The sequence below is a fragment of the Boseongicola aestuarii genome, from assembly GCF_900184815.1.
GTDB lineage: Bacteria > Pseudomonadota > Alphaproteobacteria > Rhodobacterales > Rhodobacteraceae > Boseongicola > Boseongicola aestuarii.
This window is the reverse complement of the sequence record NZ_FXXQ01000019.1, coordinates 19,567-36,950: the sequence shown is the minus strand read 5'-3', so window position 1 is coordinate 36,950 and position 17,384 is coordinate 19,567. Positions and strand designations below refer to the sequence as shown.

Annotated in this window: 16 protein-coding genes; 10 read left to right on the top strand and 6 right to left on the bottom strand. The window is 55.5% G+C overall.

The genetic code is table 11. The annotated features are described in order from the left end of the window. Positions 1–218: 218 nt before the first annotated feature. Positions 219–644, bottom strand: a complete 426-nt coding sequence (locus tag BOA8489_RS18400) for a c-type cytochrome (protein WP_093975774.1) — start codon at positions 642–644, stop codon at positions 219–221. A gap of 320 nt (positions 645–964) precedes the next feature. On the opposite strand from BOA8489_RS18400, the gene BOA8489_RS18395 reads away from it, so the two are divergent. Next, positions 965–1,783, top strand: coding sequence for an alpha/beta hydrolase (locus tag BOA8489_RS18395; protein ID WP_093975773.1), 819 nt, complete (start codon positions 965–967; stop codon positions 1,781–1,783). A 248-nt stretch (positions 1,784–2,031) separates the two neighbouring features. Here the strand turns inward: BOA8489_RS18395 and BOA8489_RS18390 are convergent, their stop codons facing one another. The 4 genes from BOA8489_RS18390 to BOA8489_RS18375 all read right to left on the bottom strand — a co-directional run bounded on the left by BOA8489_RS18390 (position 2,032) and on the right by BOA8489_RS18375 (position 4,604). Further along, entirely contained in the window at positions 2,032–2,637 is a 606-nt protein-coding gene (locus tag BOA8489_RS18390; protein WP_093975772.1) for a protein-methionine-sulfoxide reductase heme-binding subunit MsrQ, read from the bottom strand. A gap of 75 nt (positions 2,638–2,712) precedes the next feature. Next, positions 2,713–3,213, bottom strand: a complete 501-nt coding sequence (locus BOA8489_RS18385) for a cytochrome b (protein ID WP_093975771.1) — start codon at positions 3,211–3,213, stop codon at positions 2,713–2,715. Between the two features lie 9 nt (positions 3,214–3,222). Continuing rightward, positions 3,223–4,110: a VOC family protein gene (locus tag BOA8489_RS18380; protein WP_093975770.1), complete on the bottom strand. Its 888-nt coding sequence runs from the start codon at positions 4,108–4,110 to the stop codon at positions 3,223–3,225. A 65-nt stretch (positions 4,111–4,175) separates the two neighbouring features. Continuing rightward, positions 4,176–4,604: a DoxX family protein gene (locus BOA8489_RS18375; protein ID WP_093975769.1), complete on the bottom strand. Its 429-nt coding sequence runs from the start codon at positions 4,602–4,604 to the stop codon at positions 4,176–4,178. Positions 4,605–4,722: 118 nt separating this feature from the next. On the opposite strand from BOA8489_RS18375, the gene BOA8489_RS18370 reads away from it, so the two are divergent. The 4 genes from BOA8489_RS18370 to BOA8489_RS18355 all read left to right on the top strand — a co-directional run bounded on the left by BOA8489_RS18370 (position 4,723) and on the right by BOA8489_RS18355 (position 9,317). Continuing rightward, a complete protein-coding gene (locus tag BOA8489_RS18370) occupies positions 4,723–5,619 on the top strand; it encodes a LysR family transcriptional regulator (protein WP_093975768.1) in 897 nt (298 codons plus the stop codon). A 559-nt stretch (positions 5,620–6,178) separates the two neighbouring features. After that, the gene (locus BOA8489_RS18365; protein WP_058274113.1) at positions 6,179–7,150 is read left to right on the top strand and encodes an ABC transporter substrate-binding protein; all 972 of its coding nucleotides are present in this window, start codon (positions 6,179–6,181) and stop codon (positions 7,148–7,150) included. Between the two features lie 67 nt (positions 7,151–7,217). Beyond that, positions 7,218–8,246: an ABC transporter permease gene (locus tag BOA8489_RS18360; RefSeq protein ID WP_093975767.1), complete on the top strand. Its 1,029-nt coding sequence runs from the start codon at positions 7,218–7,220 to the stop codon at positions 8,244–8,246. 12 nt (positions 8,247–8,258) lie between these two features. Then, positions 8,259–9,317: a quaternary amine ABC transporter ATP-binding protein gene (locus tag BOA8489_RS18355; RefSeq protein ID WP_093975766.1), complete on the top strand. Its 1,059-nt coding sequence runs from the start codon at positions 8,259–8,261 to the stop codon at positions 9,315–9,317. 33 nt (positions 9,318–9,350) lie between these two features. On the opposite strand, the gene BOA8489_RS18350 is transcribed toward BOA8489_RS18355, so the two are convergent. Next, a complete protein-coding gene (locus tag BOA8489_RS18350; protein ID WP_093975765.1) occupies positions 9,351–10,274 on the bottom strand; it encodes a LysR substrate-binding domain-containing protein in 924 nt (307 codons plus the stop codon). Positions 10,275–10,511: 237 nt separating this feature from the next. On the opposite strand from BOA8489_RS18350, the gene BOA8489_RS18345 reads away from it, so the two are divergent. From BOA8489_RS18345 to BOA8489_RS18325, 5 genes are all read left to right on the top strand, one after another. Next, positions 10,512–12,107, top strand: coding sequence for a fatty acid--CoA ligase (locus BOA8489_RS18345; RefSeq protein ID WP_093975764.1), 1,596 nt, complete (start codon positions 10,512–10,514; stop codon positions 12,105–12,107). 5 nt (positions 12,108–12,112) lie between these two features. After that, on the top strand, positions 12,113–12,799 hold the full coding sequence (locus BOA8489_RS18340; RefSeq protein WP_073256178.1) for a dimethylsulfonioproprionate lyase family protein: 687 nt from the start codon (positions 12,113–12,115) through the stop codon (positions 12,797–12,799). An 11-nt stretch (positions 12,800–12,810) separates the two neighbouring features. Next, positions 12,811–14,931: a 3-hydroxyacyl-CoA dehydrogenase NAD-binding domain-containing protein gene (locus BOA8489_RS18335; RefSeq protein ID WP_093975763.1), complete on the top strand. Its 2,121-nt coding sequence runs from the start codon at positions 12,811–12,813 to the stop codon at positions 14,929–14,931. Continuing rightward, a complete protein-coding gene (locus BOA8489_RS18330) occupies positions 14,928–16,112 on the top strand; it encodes an acetyl-CoA C-acyltransferase (protein WP_073256184.1) in 1,185 nt (394 codons plus the stop codon). Before BOA8489_RS18335 ends, BOA8489_RS18330 begins: the two co-directional genes overlap by 4 nt. 128 nt (positions 16,113–16,240) lie before the next feature. Continuing rightward, entirely contained in the window at positions 16,241–17,254 is a 1,014-nt protein-coding gene (locus tag BOA8489_RS18325; protein ID WP_073256187.1) for an AraC family transcriptional regulator, read from the top strand. The last annotated feature ends 130 nt before the right edge of the window (positions 17,255–17,384 follow it).

Sequence of the window (17,384 nt, the reverse complement as noted above, 5' to 3'; positions counted from 1 at the left end):
GAATGGCCTGTGCCCCTTTGGCTGTATAGACGTGGTCCAGCGCGTCAGTCGCCTTGGCCATAGGGTATCTCCAATCTGATCGGTCTGGAGCTTACAATAGTCAGAAAAACCTTGATCGTCCAACGGCTGCTAAGTCCGCAACTCGGTCATTGGTGCACGCCGCAGCGAATGGCAGCATCGAGCCCAAAGCAGTCATCGGTTTTGCGACAAAATCAGGCTCAGTCCTGAATAGATTGAAGATAATAGACCAGTGCTAGAATTCGCCCTTGAACCAGTTCTTCCCCTAGGGGGCCTGAGATAAATGGATTGGACATGATGTCTTTCGTGAAAGCGCTTCCCCAAACAGGCATTTCTATCCCATGCGCCTGAATGTTCGTTTCTCCCTTGATCGACTGATAGACTTCACTGAATGGAAATTGTCCGTTGTTGTCTTTTTCGAGTGATCGCAAGCTCTTGGGCTGGGCAGAGAAAAGAACACCGACGGAACCGTCACCCCTGCCGGAATTGCCATGGCAGGCAGAGCAATTTTCTAGGAATAGGCGCTCCCCAACGCTGAAATCCTGAGAACTGGCCGCTGAGGCGGTTAGACTGAATACGGCGGCTGCGGCAAGAACGCCCATTTTACGACAAGACCAACTATTCATGAGAAATCTCCCTTTTTCCGGTTTGGCTAAATGGGATCATCAAGCAAGAAAGTTTGAACTAATTGATATGCGTCAAGCCATCTACATGCGGATAGAGCAAAGCGCTCAGCGATCGCAGAGGTGCATTTTGAATTCTAAAGCGCATTCGCCGCCTGTTTTTGGCGAATATCCACTGGTAGCGAGGGGATGCATGCCTGGGACTAGAATTGTCCACTTCGTCTCGCTTAGCGCAATTAGACACAAGCTGCGGCGAAAGCCAGCTGTGAGCCCACTGTGGAGCTGATTGATTGACGTGAAGCCTTAAGTTACCGTTGCTTGCAATGACTTTTCTCAAGATAATTTCGGTAGCATTGCTTCTCGGTGCGGGTTCGGCAATCGCCGAGGAGGCCGAGATTTCAATCGACCAAGACATCCGCTACGGCGTTCACGAGCGTCAGATTATGGATGTTTACTGGCCGGAGGCAGTGACTGACAAAACACCGATACTAATCTTCTTATTCGGTGGTGGATTCTCGATGGGCAGCAAGGAACAAGCCCGGCTGATCGGGAAATCCTTTGCGAAGTCCGGGATCATCGTCGCTGCACCTAACTACCGCTTATACCCAAATGCAGTTTTCCCAGACTTTGTCGATGATGCAGCGAAAGCGGTTGCCCACGCTTGGAGCAACTTTCGCACGAGTGCTGGCAAACCGCGCCCGATTCTCTTGAGCGGTTGGTCAGCCGGAGCCTATATTTCCGCCTTAGTCGCGTACGACGAACGTTATCTTGTAGCGCAAGGCACACCGGCAAGTGCGATTAACGGTTTTATTGGATTGGCCGGCCCTTATTGGGGTGGACTCTGCGCGGGCCAGCCGTGCCCGCATATCTTCATAGAAGGTACCGAGACAGATTGGCCCGCCGCCAAATTTGTCGATTCCGACGACCCGCCAATGCTCCTCGTGCAAGGTGAGCGCGACAACTACGTCGACATCGGAAACCTAGTCGCGCTTTCAGACGCTGGGAGCGAAGCTGGCGTTGACGTTTTCACGAAGGTTGTCGAGAAGCGGTATCATAAGCACGTCATGTGGGACATGGGAGAGCCGGGCACCGAAGTGCGCAAAGTTGTCGATGACTTCATCGCTAATTTGCTGAATGACTGAAGGAAATGCCGTATGGCTGACTTGTCCGCATTGTGGACGTTAACGCAGAGCGCGGCCAACGACCGGTGAGAGCCCAAACTGACCAATGCTGCGGCACGTGCGAATGGCGGCGAACCGCGGCAAGCGGAATTCGGGTTTGCAATTACATCCCGTATTGATGACTGCAAAAGTCCACGATGAAAGCGTCGCTTGAGAATTGTTCGCCTTCGCGCTGCATGAAGCATTGATTCAAGGCGTCGAGGCAGTCGCTATGCCGCGACGGGCCGTGGCCGCAGGTACCAGTACCAGACACGGTAGGCCTCAAGCGCGATCAGGGGGCCAAAGTGGACCAGAGCGGGTGCTGCTCCGCTCCATTCATGCAAAGCGGCCCAATGTACCAATGTCAGCACGGCAGCGGCATAGGTCCAGCGTTGCAACCACTTCCACCACTTGCCCATTTTGCGCACGAAGTAATCCATAGACGTCAGAGCCAGTGGCACAAAGATGATAAACGCGATCCAGCCGGTCCAGATGTAAAGGCGTGGCAACTCGTCAACGACTGTTGTCAGTGACGCCTTGTCCAGCAGGTAGAAAACTGTGTGCAGCAGCGCATAGCCAAAAGAGGCAACGCCCAAGTAACGGCGGTTGCGTTTCAACCATTGCGGTCCACGCCACCCCTTCAGCAGCATCGCCAAAGGGGTCGCCATCATAAGAACGATCAACAACCGAGCAGAGGTTTCACCGGAAGGGTGGACAAGCTGGTGGAAAATCCGGGGATCATCGGATGTCAGTGCGGTGAAGGTCATCATGATCCCGAGGGAAGCAAGCAGTGCCCATGTGAGGTAAGGTGAGGTTGCGGCGACGAAACGTTGCATGTTTTGTCCAAGTAAATATGTTCGTTGAACTGTTACGCCCGGGCCATGATATTCCGTCGCGGCTTGGGCGATATTTCACTTTTTGAGGGCGGGGATCATGCGCGCTAGCGTGCCGTCCTTACGGACGAATTGGTTGAAAATGGCCGCAGCTGCGTGGGCCGTGATCAGGCCAAACAGTACGATGTTCAAGAGCCAATGCACATAGCTCAAATCAGCGACACCGTTCCAAGTCATGCCACCCGTTATCACCATGCCAATCAGCGTGGAATAAAGTGCCCAGTGAACAATTGTAGCAATCTTGGCTTGCGCCGGGGATGTGCCAGGGGCGTGACCGGGCGCGCCGTAACGGTAGCGCAGATAAAGCCGTGCCAACACTGCAAGAAAAATCGTTGATCCAAATCCGACATGGACCAACGCCATGGTCATGTCACCTTCAGCCGGTGTAGCGCCGGTCTGCATGGCCTCAATGGTGCGTTTCATCGGCTCGTTGAAAAGCCATTGCACCCAGATGGCCGCAAAAACGACCCAGTGCAAAATGATCTGTGCGGGGCGGTAGGCTGTGGGGCTAGTGGTCATGGGGTTCTCCTATTTACCCGTGCGAAGGGTAACTGCGACGCCTGCAGGATCAGTTCCGCGCAAGACATCGCCGTATTGGTGTAGATGTGGTGAGGCGATAATCTCGCCGTGTGTGAGCAATTCGTAGTTCACCAACCCAGCCATATTTTTCGGTATCGGCGGGTTGTTGAGGCCGGCCCAGATATTCATGGCCAAACGGTGCGTGTTGGGGGCACCCGCGCCCATGTCGGCAAAGCCCCAGTTATCCAGCGTCAGGTGACGCTCAAATCCAAGGCTTTCGAACCAGTCTAGGGCAGGTTCGAGTGCTGCCACTTTGAAGTGTAGATGTGCGAGGTAGCTGTCGTCCGCCAACGGTGCCAACGGGTCTGTGCCCGCCGCATGGGCCAGTTCGGCATTCACATTCAGCGGTCCGCGTCCAGAATGGGTGTTGCCGTCAACATCGTACAAAGTCAGGCCCTTAGACATATCGCCAAAATGACTGAAGCGTTCTGGTGTCTCATAGGTAATCTCAATCTCCAGGCCGTCGGGATCATGAAAATAAAGCGATTTCGCCATCAAGTGATCCGTCGGCCCGACCTGAACGTTCAGGTGGATCAGGCGGGCCAATATACGCGAAAACTCGGCCTGACTGCGCACGCCAATCGCGACGTGATACATGCCCGTGTAAGGGGCTGCGACAGGCGTATTCGCACCGGGATGCAGAACGACAAGCGTGCGCTCCTTTGTTCCCAATGCGATTCCCGGCGCTTTAAAGTTGCGTTCGACCAACCCTAAGGCCGACGTCCAAAAGGCAACCGCACGATCAAGGTCGGTCACCCGAAGTTCGACCGCTCCCCAAGACAGGCGATCGCTTTGCGGGGACACGTTTATATTGGCAGCGGGCATCGAATGGAGCATGGGAAGGCAACCTTTTGAAGAAAAAGAGCGCCCCGGCGGGAGAAACCGGGGCGCGTTAAGTTGGATTAAGCGCGCGGTGCGATCGGCGCTTTGTTTGTGCGCCCCCAGATCACAAAAGCGGCCAGTGCAAACAGGATCACGTTCATAGGCACAACTTCGAATTCGCCGCGCGTGATGTGCAGGCCAGCGGCCAGAACCATGATCACAGCAAGACCGGCTGCTGCAAGTTTCGTCAGATGTGGCATGATGCGTGTCGCAGATGGCAGGATCAGACCAAGCGCGCCTGCGACCTCGGCAAGGCCAATGAATTTAGTCAGCAAGAAGGGTGCGTTTTCGGCCCAGGCCATGCCCATCGCGACCAATTCAGCCGATCCGGACATCAGCTTCGTGGCGCCTGCCATCAAGAACATCACAGCCAATAAGGCTTGGGCGACCCAAAGGCCAATATTCCAGCCCTTGCTGGTCTGTACGGGGTTTGTGTCAATCGTTGTCATGTCGTTCTCTTTCCAAAAAATCGCTTATGCAGCGTGTTGTGATGAGAACAGGAATAAAGCTTTCCATTAATGACATCATTAGGCTATTTGTTGATCTACCATTTACTGTGAGTTCATAATGGACACACTTCTGAGCCTGCGTGTTTTTGCCGAAGTTGCAGAGCAAAAGAACTTTTCTGCCGTAGCGGAACGGCTTGGTCTCTCACCCGCGATGACCAGCAAACACGTCAAACACGTCGAGGCGCGCGTCGGCGCCCGCCTGCTCAATCGCAATAGCCGCAACGTCAGCCTGACCGAGGCAGGCGCGCAGTACTTGCAAACGATCCGCCCCTTGCTTGATGGGCTGGCCGAAGCTGAAGCGCAGTTGACCGCAGACAGCCTGTCGCCGCGCGGTACACTCAGAATGTCGATGCCTGTTTGGATGGCAAATCCGGCCTTTGCGAGAATTCTGGCCGCCTACCATCATCAGAACCCGCATGTGACTTTTGATGTCGACTTAAGTGGCCGCAAGATAAACATGGTTGAAGAGGGTATCGATCTGGCGCTGCGTGTTGCTTTCAAGTTGGACGAGGGTTTGATCGCGCGGAAACTGGCAGAGGTCACGTTCCAATTGGTGGCGGCGCCCGCGTTCCTAGACAGATTTGGCCGCCCCAAAACCCCCGAAGATCTGATCAACGCCCCGATGCTTGCCTATTCTCAAGTGGCAGCAGACGGGCGCATAAAATTTGGTGGCGAGAAAGGCGTGGATCTCAAACTCAGGCCGATTTTGGTAAGCTCGAACGAAAGTATTCTTCATCAAGCTGCCGTTGCCGGCATGGGCTTTGCCATGCTTCCAAACTGGGCAGCCCAGAACGACGTGAAAGGCGGCCGACTTGAAACTATTTTACCCGAGACTGTATGGCCAAAACTACCCATACAAGCCATTTATGCTGATCGAAGCTACCTACCTGCAAAGGTAAGAAGCTTTCTGGATTTCTTGGCTGGGCCAGACGGGTTATCTGGCGTTTTGAAGTAACGGATCAACGGCCAAATGTGTGACCTAGGCAGTCAAGTGTCCTGTTTTACAAAATGCTGTCGCGCATCGCAGACCAAAGCGATGGTCCTATCATCGCCATTATTTATTTTGCGGCTGGCGAAAGGCGCGGATAGCGGCCGTTCAAACCAAAAGTGTCGACGACCGCTTCGTCCGCATAGCAGTCATTGGTACCTGCTGCAGCGAACGACCGCTCCGAGCCCAAATCTACCGATGCTGCAGCTGGTTCGAATGGGCGTGATGAGCACAGAACGGACGTCCCCGGGTTTGATCACTCCTCCTGCCGACTCTTGAGAAGAGGCAATTATACACACGCATAAGCCACCTATGGATTTACATCTAAGAAGCTTTCGTTGGAACGAAGGTCGCTAAATTCGAGCCTGGCTTCATCTCTCCACCTGTAAACAACGGTACATGATTCAAAATTCTTTTCAGTTCTTTGCTCATAGACCTGTCGGTACAACTCTTCGCTACAAACAAGGCGAATTTTGGCTTGGATCGTTTCTCTGCCCCTGTTTCGCCGATGACAAGGAGGAAAGAAATGTTCAAGATATCAGCGGGTCTCGGGTGTGTATTTGCTGCGGCAATCACCGCTTCGGCGGCCCAGGCAAACGAATGCGGTGAAGTATCACTGATGCAGGCCGATTGGGGGTCAGCGCAAATTGTGACCGCGGTCTCGAAGTTTCTGATGGAGCAAGGCTATGGTTGCGAAGTGACCACGGTTCCGCTCTCGAGCAACCCTGCGCTGGCATCCGTTTCCGAGACAGGAGAGCCCGATATTCTGACTGAAATCTGGACAAACGGCGCGCCGGCTTACCAAGGGCTGGTTGACTCAGGTGCAATCATTCCTGTGACCGAAGTTCTGTCAGATGGCGGTGTCGAAGGGTTCTTTGTTCCGAACTACCTTGTGGAGGAGCATCCGGAACTGGCAACAATTGAAGGCATCGCAGCCAACCCCGAACTCGTCGGAAATCGCTTTCACAATTGCCCCGAGGGATGGACCTGTCTGAATGTCAGCACCAACCTGATGAAGGCAGGCGGGCTGATTGATGCAGGCATTGAAAACTTCGTGCATGGATCAGGCGAAACCCTTGCGGCTTCGATCGCTGCCGCCTATGAAAACAAAGAGCCGTGGTTCGGCTTTTATTGGGCACCGACATCGGTACTGGGCAAATACCCGATGACCCTGGTCGATATGGGCCCCCATGACCCTGAAAAGCACGCCTGCAACATCACAGCGGAATGCGCGACGCCAGAAATGAGCGCCTTCCCCCGCAGTGAAGTCGTTACAGTTCTGTCGAAAGAATTCATGGCCGAAAACGCAGCAGTGTCTGACCTGATGACAAATCTGTCCTTCACCAACGCACAGATGGGCGAAACGCTGGCATGGGTCGAGGACAACAATGCCTCCTACGATGAAGGTGCGGTGCACTTTCTGACGACCTACAAGGATGTCTGGGGAGCGTGGCTTAACGATGCTGCGCGCGACAAACTTTCCGCATTGCTGCAGTAAACTGCATGGACAGGGGCATCCTCAGCGATGCCCCTAACGCACTGAAGTAGATCGGAAAGTGGGATAAATGGCCTTCTATGACAAGTTATTCAGCGCATTGGGTTTGAGCGAATGGTGTGGCACGTCAGATGACAAAGCGCCTCTTTCGCTGGCGGACCTTGCGGCGCAAGCAGGAGGAGAAGAGGCCTCTGGGCCGTTCGTTCCAATTCCCTCATTTGATAATCTGCACGAAAGCTGCAACCGCATATGGCAGTCGCGCGATGTAACCAACGGGATCGAAGAAGGGTTTCTGGCAGCCAAACCGGTCCTGAAAACCGTTCTGGACCCGATCACACAGCCATTGAGCTGGATATTGGATGGCGCACTTTGGCTGTTTGAAGCGACGCCATGGTTCATCATGGTCCCGCTTCTGGTGGCGATTTCCTGGTACGCGTCGCGTTCGCGCCCTGTGACGATCTTCGTCGCCGTCTCGATTATGCTGCTGGCCGTCGTAGACCACTACGATGTGGCGATGCAGACTCTGTCGATCATCTTTGTATGTACGACGATATCGGTGCTGTTCGGTGTGCCCATTGGAATTGCCATGTCGAAATCCGACCGATTGCAAAAAAGCGTCGTTCCGTTACTCGACCTGCTGCAGACCCTGCCGACCTTCGTGTACCTGATCCCTCTGATTTTCTTGTTCTCGGTCACGGAATCCAAACTGTACGGGATTGCGATCATCCTTTACGCGATTGTCCCGGTGATCCGCCTGACCGATCTGGGCATCCGTCTTGTCGACAGGGATGTGATCGAAGCGGCCGACGCCTTTGGCATGAATGACCGTCAGAAACTGGTGCGGGTACAATTGCCGCTGGCGCTACCGAACATCATGGCCGGGATCAACCAGACCATCATGATGAGCCTTGCCATGGTCGTGATCGCCTCTCTTGTTTCGGCCCCTGGCCTTGGCGTGAACGTGTTGCGCGGTATCCGAAACCTTGAACTGGGTGTGGGCATCGTCGCTGGCATCGGCATTGTTCTGCTGGCCGTGATCCTTGACCGCGTGTCCAAGGCAGCTCTCACACGAGTCGATAAGACCCAAGTCAAACATTAAGGAGCCGGTTCAATGACACAACCAATGGTCCGCCTGTCCGGGCTCTATAAAATCTTTGGCGCCCGCGACAAGGACGTGTTGCACCATGTCCAGGGCGGCATGGGCAAGGAAGAGTTGCTGGCGCAGCACAAACACGTTCTGGGCCTCAACAACATCAACGTCGTTATGCAGGCGGGGGAAATCACAGTGGTCATGGGCCTGTCAGGCTCGGGTAAATCCACGCTGATCCGCCACCTGAACCGGTTGATCGAACCCACAGCGGGCGAGATCATCGTGCAAGGCGAAGACGTGATGCAACTGTCCGAGGACGGGCTGCGTCATGCCCGTCAAGAAAAGATGTCGATGGTTTTCCAGAAGTTCGCGTTGTTGCCGCACAAGACCGTGCTGAAGAATGCAGGCATGCCCTTGTCGGTGCGTGGCGAAGACGAGGTCACCTGTGACCGCGAAGCCGCGAAATGGCTGGACCGCGTCGGTCTGAGCGGGTTCGAGAACCATTATCCAGCGCAGTTGTCTGGAGGGATGCAGCAGCGGGTAGGCATTGCCCGGGCGCTGACCGCAAACACACCGATCATGCTAATGGACGAGGCTTTCTCGGCCCTTGATCCGCTGATCCGAACCGATATGCAGGACCTGCTGCTCGAGCTGCAAAAAGAGCTGCACAAGACCATCATCTTCATCACTCACGATCTTGATGAGGCGCTGAAGCTGGCCGATCACCTTGTGATCCTGAAGGACGGCTGTGTCGTGCAACAGGGCGAGCCGCAGCACATCCTGTTGAACCCGGGTGATCCCTACATCGAAGACTTCGTGAGCGACATCAACCGCGCACGGGTTCTGCGGGTGCGCTCGATTATGACCCCACTTGGGGGGGACAAAGTGCCTGCGGATGCCCATGGCGAAGTGGACGTGAACGACACGCTCGAAAGCATGATCGCGCGGTCCGGCGGGGATACGTCACACGCTTATATCGTCAAAGATGGGGAGCAGACGGTCGGCACACTGGATATGACCGAACTGGTTCGCGCTCTTGTCCCTCGCGTCGCATCCGAGGCCGGTGCGCGTCAGTCCTGACGCGCGCTGACCGCAGAGCTGGAATTCATCAGATCAGGCCCGAAATAGCCGCATGGTTGGGTCGGCCTCGATCTGTTCGAACAGCCAGTCGATAAATGTATCGAGCTTGGGGTTGGGTGCACGTTCTTTTTGCGTCGCCAGATACCAGCGGCCTGGCTCTGGCACCGAAATGTCAAAGGGTCTGACCAGACGCCCCCTCTCGAGATCACGCGCGCAAAATGGTGCCCTTGCGACGCTGATACCGTGATTATTTAGAACAGCCTCACGGACTAGTGGGTAATTGTCGAAAACAGAGCCAAATTTCATCGTTTCGCGATCTAAGCCCGCCGCATCCAACCAGCAGTCCCAGTCATCCGGCTCATTCCATGTGCTTGGGACGCTCAGCAATAGGTAGTTTCCTAGCTCTTCCAGCGGCATTCCACCGCTTGGCGCATTCAAGGCCTCCGGAGCACATACCGGGTAGATATCCGTTTCGAACAAGGGGCTATAGTCAAACCGTTTGTCAAATGGTGGCGCGTTGAACACGCCCACATCGAACCGGTGCATGTCATAATCACCGTCTTCAAAGGTAGAGACGATGCGCACGCGTGTGTCCGGATTATCCTGAAGAAAGTCTGCCAATCTGGGCTGGAGCCACATTGTGTTGAAACTTGCGTAGGACTGGACAAGCAACACGTCCGGTTCCTCAGGTGTCTGGATGCGCCGTGTGGCTTTGATAATGCCCTGAATGTGTTCGCGTACTGGTGGGTAATACTGCTCGCCAGCCGGTGTTAGCTCGACCGAACGGCTTGTGCGTTCCAGCAGTTTAACGCCGATTGATGTTTCCAGTGCTTTGACCTGGTGGCTGACTGCCGCATGGGTCACGCAAATCTCGTCAGCGGCCTTTCGGAAACTCTTGTGACGTGCCACCGCCTCAAAAGCGCGCAGTGAAACCAGCGTGGGCATGTGAGTGGTCATTACTGCATCTCCTTGAAGAAACAAAAACTGCTTACCCTCAAGCACAGTTAACCGACGACGGGCGTAATAGCAGCAGACTTGTTATGCACCTTCTCATAGCTTTTCAAAGGATGACACGCAATGTGCGGCACGACGCGATCGGTTAGAAAATCTTGATGAAGGGAAATTTCTTTCAGTTCTTCAGCTGGGGAAGAGATGCCAGATTAAGGGCTAAAGACGCTCAAGGATTCCACCTTCATGCCACCATTATCACCTTCGTCAAATGCATATGGCTATCCGTTGCTGATTAAACACTTGCTGGCCGGATCTCAGCTTGCGTCAGCCAGCCAAGAGATCGTCAGAGGCACCGAAATGCGGCTGAGCTACGCGGAGTTGGGCAAACGCGTGCGCCAACTTGCCAATTCTCTAAAGGCCAGCGGGATACATGAGGGCATGCGCGTCGGTGTCATGGATTGGGATACGCACCGCTATCTTGAATGTTTTTTTGCGGTCCCGATGATGGGCGCAACCCTTTTCACGATCAACGTGCGGCTGTCTCCTGCGCAGGTACTTTATACGATCAACGACGGCAAACCGGACCTGATCATTGTTCATCGGGACTTCATGCCGCTCATTGATGATATCAAATCGGGCTTTGATCGGGACATCATCGTTGTACCGATTGGAGACGGTGAAGGGTATGAAGAGTGGATAGGTAAGGCCCTAGGCAGCTTTGACTTCCCAGACTTCGATGAAAACCAAACGGCGACCTTGTTTTACACAACCGGGACCACCGGCAATCCCAAGGGGGTGAGCTATTCACATCGGCAGTTGGTCCTTCACACATTGGGCTTGATCGCAGGTTTCGGCGCATGGCCCGGGAATGCCGGATTTCATCGCGGCGACGTCTACATGCCGCTGACACCCTTGTTTCATGTCCACGGCTGGGGATTTCCATATGCCGCAACGATGCTGGGGCTGCGTCAGGTCTATCCCGGTCGATATGACCCTGACACAATCTTGGGATTGATTGCAGCCGAAGGCGTCACCTTTTCCCATTGCGTGCCCACGGTTCTGTCAATGGTGCTCGACCATCCGGACTGCCCACAAATTGACCTGCACAGATGGAAAGTGATCATTGGCGGGGCCGCTTTGCCGCGCAGTCTGCAAGACCGTGCTGCTGCGGCAGGCATATCCTTGCATGCGGCCTATGGTATGTCCGAAACCTGTCCGTTTCTGACGGTGGCCGATTTGTCCAGCAATGACCCCGAGATGCAGGCGCAAACCGGCTTTCCCGGCCCGCTTGTCGACCTTCGTGTTGTGACACCGGATATGCAGGACGTTCCGCATGACGGTGAAACAACCGGCGAAGTTGTTGCTCGGGCTCCCTGGTTGACACAAGGCTATCTGGACAATGCGCAAGCCTCGGACGCGCTTTGGGACGGTGGGTATCTGCATACCGGGGATGTTGGGTATATCCGCGAGAATGGATCGTTGCAGGTTACTGACCGCCTCAAGGACGTGATCAAGACCGGCGGCGAATGGATATCCTCACTGGCACTGGAAAACATAGCATCGTCTTGTGATGGCATCGAGGACGTCGCCGCGATCGGGCTGCCACACGCGAAGTGGGGCGAAAGGCCAGTGTTGGTCGCTCAAGTCGCAAAGGATGCCGACCCGGATCTTGTACGCCAGAGCGTTATGAAAGAAATCCAGTCGCGTGTCGACGCAGGTGAGATATCAAAATGGGCAGTTCCGGACGAATTAATCTTTGTCGACCGCCTTCCAAAAACCAGCGTCGGCAAACTCGATAAGAAACTCGTGCGGCAAGATATTTCGACGCGCTCGCACTGAAAATCATGACAGACAAACAACGTCGCATTCAGGCGCTTATTCAATCCATTGTCACCTATCTGCAGGCTCACAGAGCTGCCACGCGCGGCGTTGATCTGACGTTGGACAAGCTGGCAACCATGGACCTGTCTGACGAGAGGCTCATTGACTTACCCTCCCAAGGAACCCGGCATGATGAGGTTCTGAAGAACGCCATCGACGGGGTTGTCGCCCCCGAATTGCAGGACATCGCAGGTTGTCTGAAAGCCGCCAAGGATGATCTGATTTGGCGCGAAGACAACGCCCAATTCTATCCCCCTGGTGCCGAATTGGGCGAGGGATACACAAAGTGTAACCTACATACTCTGCTGATTGGGCCAGACGCATGTGGACATCACCATCCCGATTTCAACCTTGGCATTTTCATGCTGGGTCCACGGACACTGTATCGCGACCACAACCACGACGCGCCAGAGCTTTATCTGAACCTGTCCGAAAAATCGGGTTGGCGGTTTGGCACTCGCGATTGGCAGGATTATCCGGCTGGATCACTTATCTGGAACGCAGCGGGCGATCCCCACGCCACCCGGGTCTATGATCAACCGTTCATCTCGGTCTTTGTCTGGCTCGAGAACGTGCATTCACCCTGCAATGTAATCCATTTCGACGACTGGGCAGAGGTCGAACAGGATCTTGCCAAACAGTCCAATTGAGGTTTCCAAACATGATTTACATTAAACACACCGAGGGTGCCGCTTTCATTGAGCTGAATGCCCCGCCAGTGAACGCTCTTGGCCTGAAGATGCGGCAGGCGCTTTCCTCGGCCATCCACGAGTTGGACGCCGATGAACAGGTCAAAGCTATCGTTCTATGCTCGGCTCTGCCGCTCTTTTGCGGCGGCGCTGACATCGTCGAGTTCCGTACCGGGGCAGTTTGGGACAAGCCGGACCTGCCAGACCTGTGTGTAACGATTGAAACCAGCAAAAAACCCATTATCGCCGCGATAGCAGGTCCCGCTATGGGTGGTGCGCTGGAGATCGCGCTTGCCTGTGATTACCGTGTCGCCACGCCGAATGCCGTGATGGGCCTACCTGAGATCAAACTGGGGCTGCTGCCAGGCGCCGGGGGCACCCAGCGACTACCCCGGATTGCCGGGCTGGAAGCGGCAACGCGAATGATCCTCTCGGGTGATCCCGTGAAAGGCGAATATGCCCTGTCTTGTGGGCTGGTCGACGCACTATTTGAGAACGACCAGGATTTTCGCGCGCATGTTTTGGGTTTCGCCACCCGTGTCAGCCATGAGGGCGATCCGAAACGCAGTTGCGCGGATATGACCGTCACACACCCTGATCCGAAGGGATATCTGACGGGTTTCCGAGACCAGATAGCGCACACGTCCAAAAACCTTGTCGCCCCTGAACGATGTTTGGTGTCCATCGAGGCTGCGTGCGAAATGCCGCTGGCCGAGGGGTTGGCACAAGAGAAGGCAGGTTTCGCTGAACTGCTCGACACACCTCAATCGCGCGCGGGGCGGCATCTGTTCTTTGCAGAGCGTGAATGCACCAAGGTTCCCGGCGTTACCCGTGCTGACCAACCACGTAGCATTTCATCGGTTGCCGTGATCGGTGCCGGAACAATGGGGCGCGGCATTGCCATCGCCTTTCTTCAGGCGGGGTATCGGGTCACGTTTCTGGAAACCACGCAAAGTGCGCTTGAACAGGGGCTGGAAATGGTCCGGGAGCATTTCCAGCGCGCGGCCCAAAAAGGGCGGCTCAGTGCCGATCGGGCAGAGACCATCGTTTCCAACGCCACCGGGACGCTCAGCTACGGCGACCTCGCAGAGGCCGACCTGATCATTGAAGCGGCGTTTGAAAGCATGAATGTCAAACGCCAGATTTTCGCGAGCCTAGACCAGCACGCCAAACCTGGCGCGATACTGGCCTCGAACACATCGACGTTGGATCTTGATGAAATCGCCGCGGTCACCTCCCGCCCGGAGGATGTGATTGGCCTCCATTTCTTCAGCCCGGCCAATGTCATGCGCTTGCTGGAGGTGGTGCGCGGCGTCAAGACCGCTCCGGATGTCATCGCAACGGCAATCACGGTCGCAAAGAAGATCCGAAAGCTCCCAGTCACGGTTGGCGTGTGCTACGGCTTTGTTGGAAACCGGATGCTGGAGCCATACTTTCGCGAAGGATCTCGTCTGCTTCTTGAGGGGGCGACGCCGAAACAGGTGGATGACGTCCTTGAGAACTTCGGCATGGCCATGGGTATTCACGCGATGGCGGATCTGGCTGGGGTCGATGTGGGCGCCCGCGTGCGTCAGGAGCGGCGAAGTGAAATCGCACATGACCCCACATACCAGGCCGTGCAGGACATGTTGTTTGAACTGGGCCGACTGGGTCAGAAAACCGGGCGTGGAAGCTATGTCTACGAGGGACGGACACGGGTCGAAGACCCTGAGATGGTTCAAATCAGTTCCGAACTGGCGGACCTGCATGGCGTGAAACGCAGGGACATCGACGATCAGGAAATCCTTGAGCGATGTCTCTATCCCCTGATCAACGAGGGCTTTTTGATCCTTGAAGAGGGCATTGCAACGCGCCCGGGTGATTGCGACCTGATCTGGGTCAATGGCTATGGCTTCCCAAACTGGCGCGGCGGCCCAATGCACTATGCTGACGAGATTGGATTAAGTCAGATTTTGGAACGCATGACCCACTATCGGCAGTCGCTTGGTGCCTATGGTGAGATGTGGTTCACGCCTGCGCCTTTGCTGGAACAACTTGAAACCTCGGGCGTGACACTTGACGCACATTTTGATGCCAAAAAGGAAAAATCATGAGAGAAGCCGTTATCGTCTCAACCGCACGAACCCCCATTGGGGTTGCCTTCAAAGGTGCGCTGAACAACATCAAATCCCCTACCATGATGGGGCACGCCATTCAGCACGCGGTTGAACGTGCAGGCGTGGACCCCGGTTCGATCGAAGATGTCGTCATCGGATCGGTCCTTACGGCGGGGACAGCAGGCATGAATGTCGCCCGTTTGTCGGCGCTGGCGGCGGGCCTTCCCAATACGGTGGCAGGACAGACGATCGACAGGCAATGTTCCTCCGGATTGATGGCCATTGCGACGGCCGCAAAGCAGGTCATTGTGGATGGTCAGAATGTCTCCGTGGCAGGCGGGCAGGAAAATATTTCTACCCTGCAGAATGCCTATCTGAAATGGGCGGGCGATGAGAAAGATCCAAACGTTATCGACCAATCTGAACATGCCTATATGCCGATGCTGATGACGGCGGAAAATGTGGCGCGGACCTATGGGATCAGTCGTGACGCCCAGGATGAATACGCTGCACTTTCCCAAGGTCGGACCGCCCGGGCTCAGGCCGCTGGCGCGTTTGAAGATGAGATCGTCCCGATTACTGCGATTAAGCGGGTCAAGAACCGCGAAACCGGAGAGGAAACCCTGGAAGAGGTGACCTTGTCAAAAGACGAGGGCAACCGGCCGGGTACGACGGCCGAAACACTCGGGGCATTGAACCCGGTTGTCGAAGGAGGACTGATCACTGCCGGAAACGCAAGCCAGCTTTCTGACGGGGCCTCGGCTTGTGTGCTCATGGAAGGCAAAATGGCTGAGCAACAGGGTCTCACACCGCTAGGTATCTATCGCGGCATGGCTGTTGCAGGAAACGCACCGGAAGAGATGGGGGTCGGCCCGATCTATGCCATACCAAAGCTGATTAAGAATGCAGGTCTTCGCATCGAAGACATCGGCCTTTGGGAGCTTAACGAAGCCTTTGCCTGCCAGGTTCTCTATTGCCGCGACCACCTTGGGATTGATCCCGAAATCTACAACGTGAACGGCGGTGCGATATCGATTGGCCACCCCTACGGCATGACAGGTGCGAGACAAGTCGGGCACGCTCTGCTTGAGGGGAGGCGTCGTGGCGTAAAATACGTGGTGACCTCCATGTGTGTTGGCGGAGGCATGGGGGCCGCAGCGTTGTTCGAAGTCGCCTGACCCCACTGAAATGAGTTCAAGCAGAGCGTTATCTGGTTGAGACATTGACATTCTGTCATCTGCGAAGGCCGCCATCTGCAAGCCTGCGTTTCATGTCGACCGGAATTGGTGATACCTCCTAAGGCGTTATGACCAATGTCACGCCAACGATCCTTTCCACGGTTTCCAGCCAGTTTGTCGATGACTGGCTAGCGGCGCTGCGTGCCCTGTGCCCAGAGGCGCAGATGGCGTCGCTGCTTAGCCGGTCCGGTCTGAACGCGGATACGCGCTCGCCGAATGGTCGCGTCACGCTGGATCAGATTGTTTGCCTCTATCAACTTGCCTCCGCCCAGACCGGTGATGAGATGATGGGGCTTTGGAGCAGACCAATCCGGCCGAGGGCCCTGCAACATCTTCTGACGACAGTGCGCGAAGCGACATCCTTGCCATCGGCGCTTTACCGGTTTTCGACCTTCTGGAACCTGCTGCTGGATGATTACCAGTTCGATCTGGATGATACTGACAGCGCTTTGGTGCTGACCCTGAACCCGCAAGGCGACGTGCCCATTCAGCGGTTTGGGCATATGCTGATCCTCAAACTTGCCCATGGGCTCATGTCCTGGCTGGCCGGGCATGAGGTTCCGGTCAGGGGCGTTGATTTCGCGTTTGACCGCCCGGACTTTGATCTCGATTACGCGATTATCTTTCCCGCACCCTTTCAGTTTGGCCAGCCCGCCACCGCGATCTCGTTCGATCCGAATGCACTGGGTCCAGTGCAGGCGCGCAGCACAGCTGATCTTGACCGGTTTTTGCAAAACGCGCCGCGGGACTGGATCTTCACCTCGTCGCGGGAGCACACACAATCGCTGCGGGTGCGTACGTATCTGGGCCAAACAGGATGGGACGCGGCGACCCTGACCCAGACAGCAACTGCCATGCACATGACCCCGCGCACCCTGATCCGCAGGTTGCACGCCGATGGGACATCGTTTCAGGCCATAAAGGACGCCCTGCGCCGCGACATCGCGATCCGCGACCTGCAGGCAGGACGCAAAAGCGTCGAAGCCATCGCACATGATGTCGGCTTCTCCTCGGCGGCCAATTTTCACCGGGCCTTTCAACGCTGGACCGGCAGCACGCCAAGTTCCTACCGTCGCAGGTAACATGATCTGATTTTGTCACTTTTGGACAATGATCTGTCAGCACACGAGATAGAGCTTAGCGGGCCAGCTCGCTAAATCTTGCTGCAGAAAAGCACTCTCATCTGACGTTTCGCCTTGATAGCTCATCAAT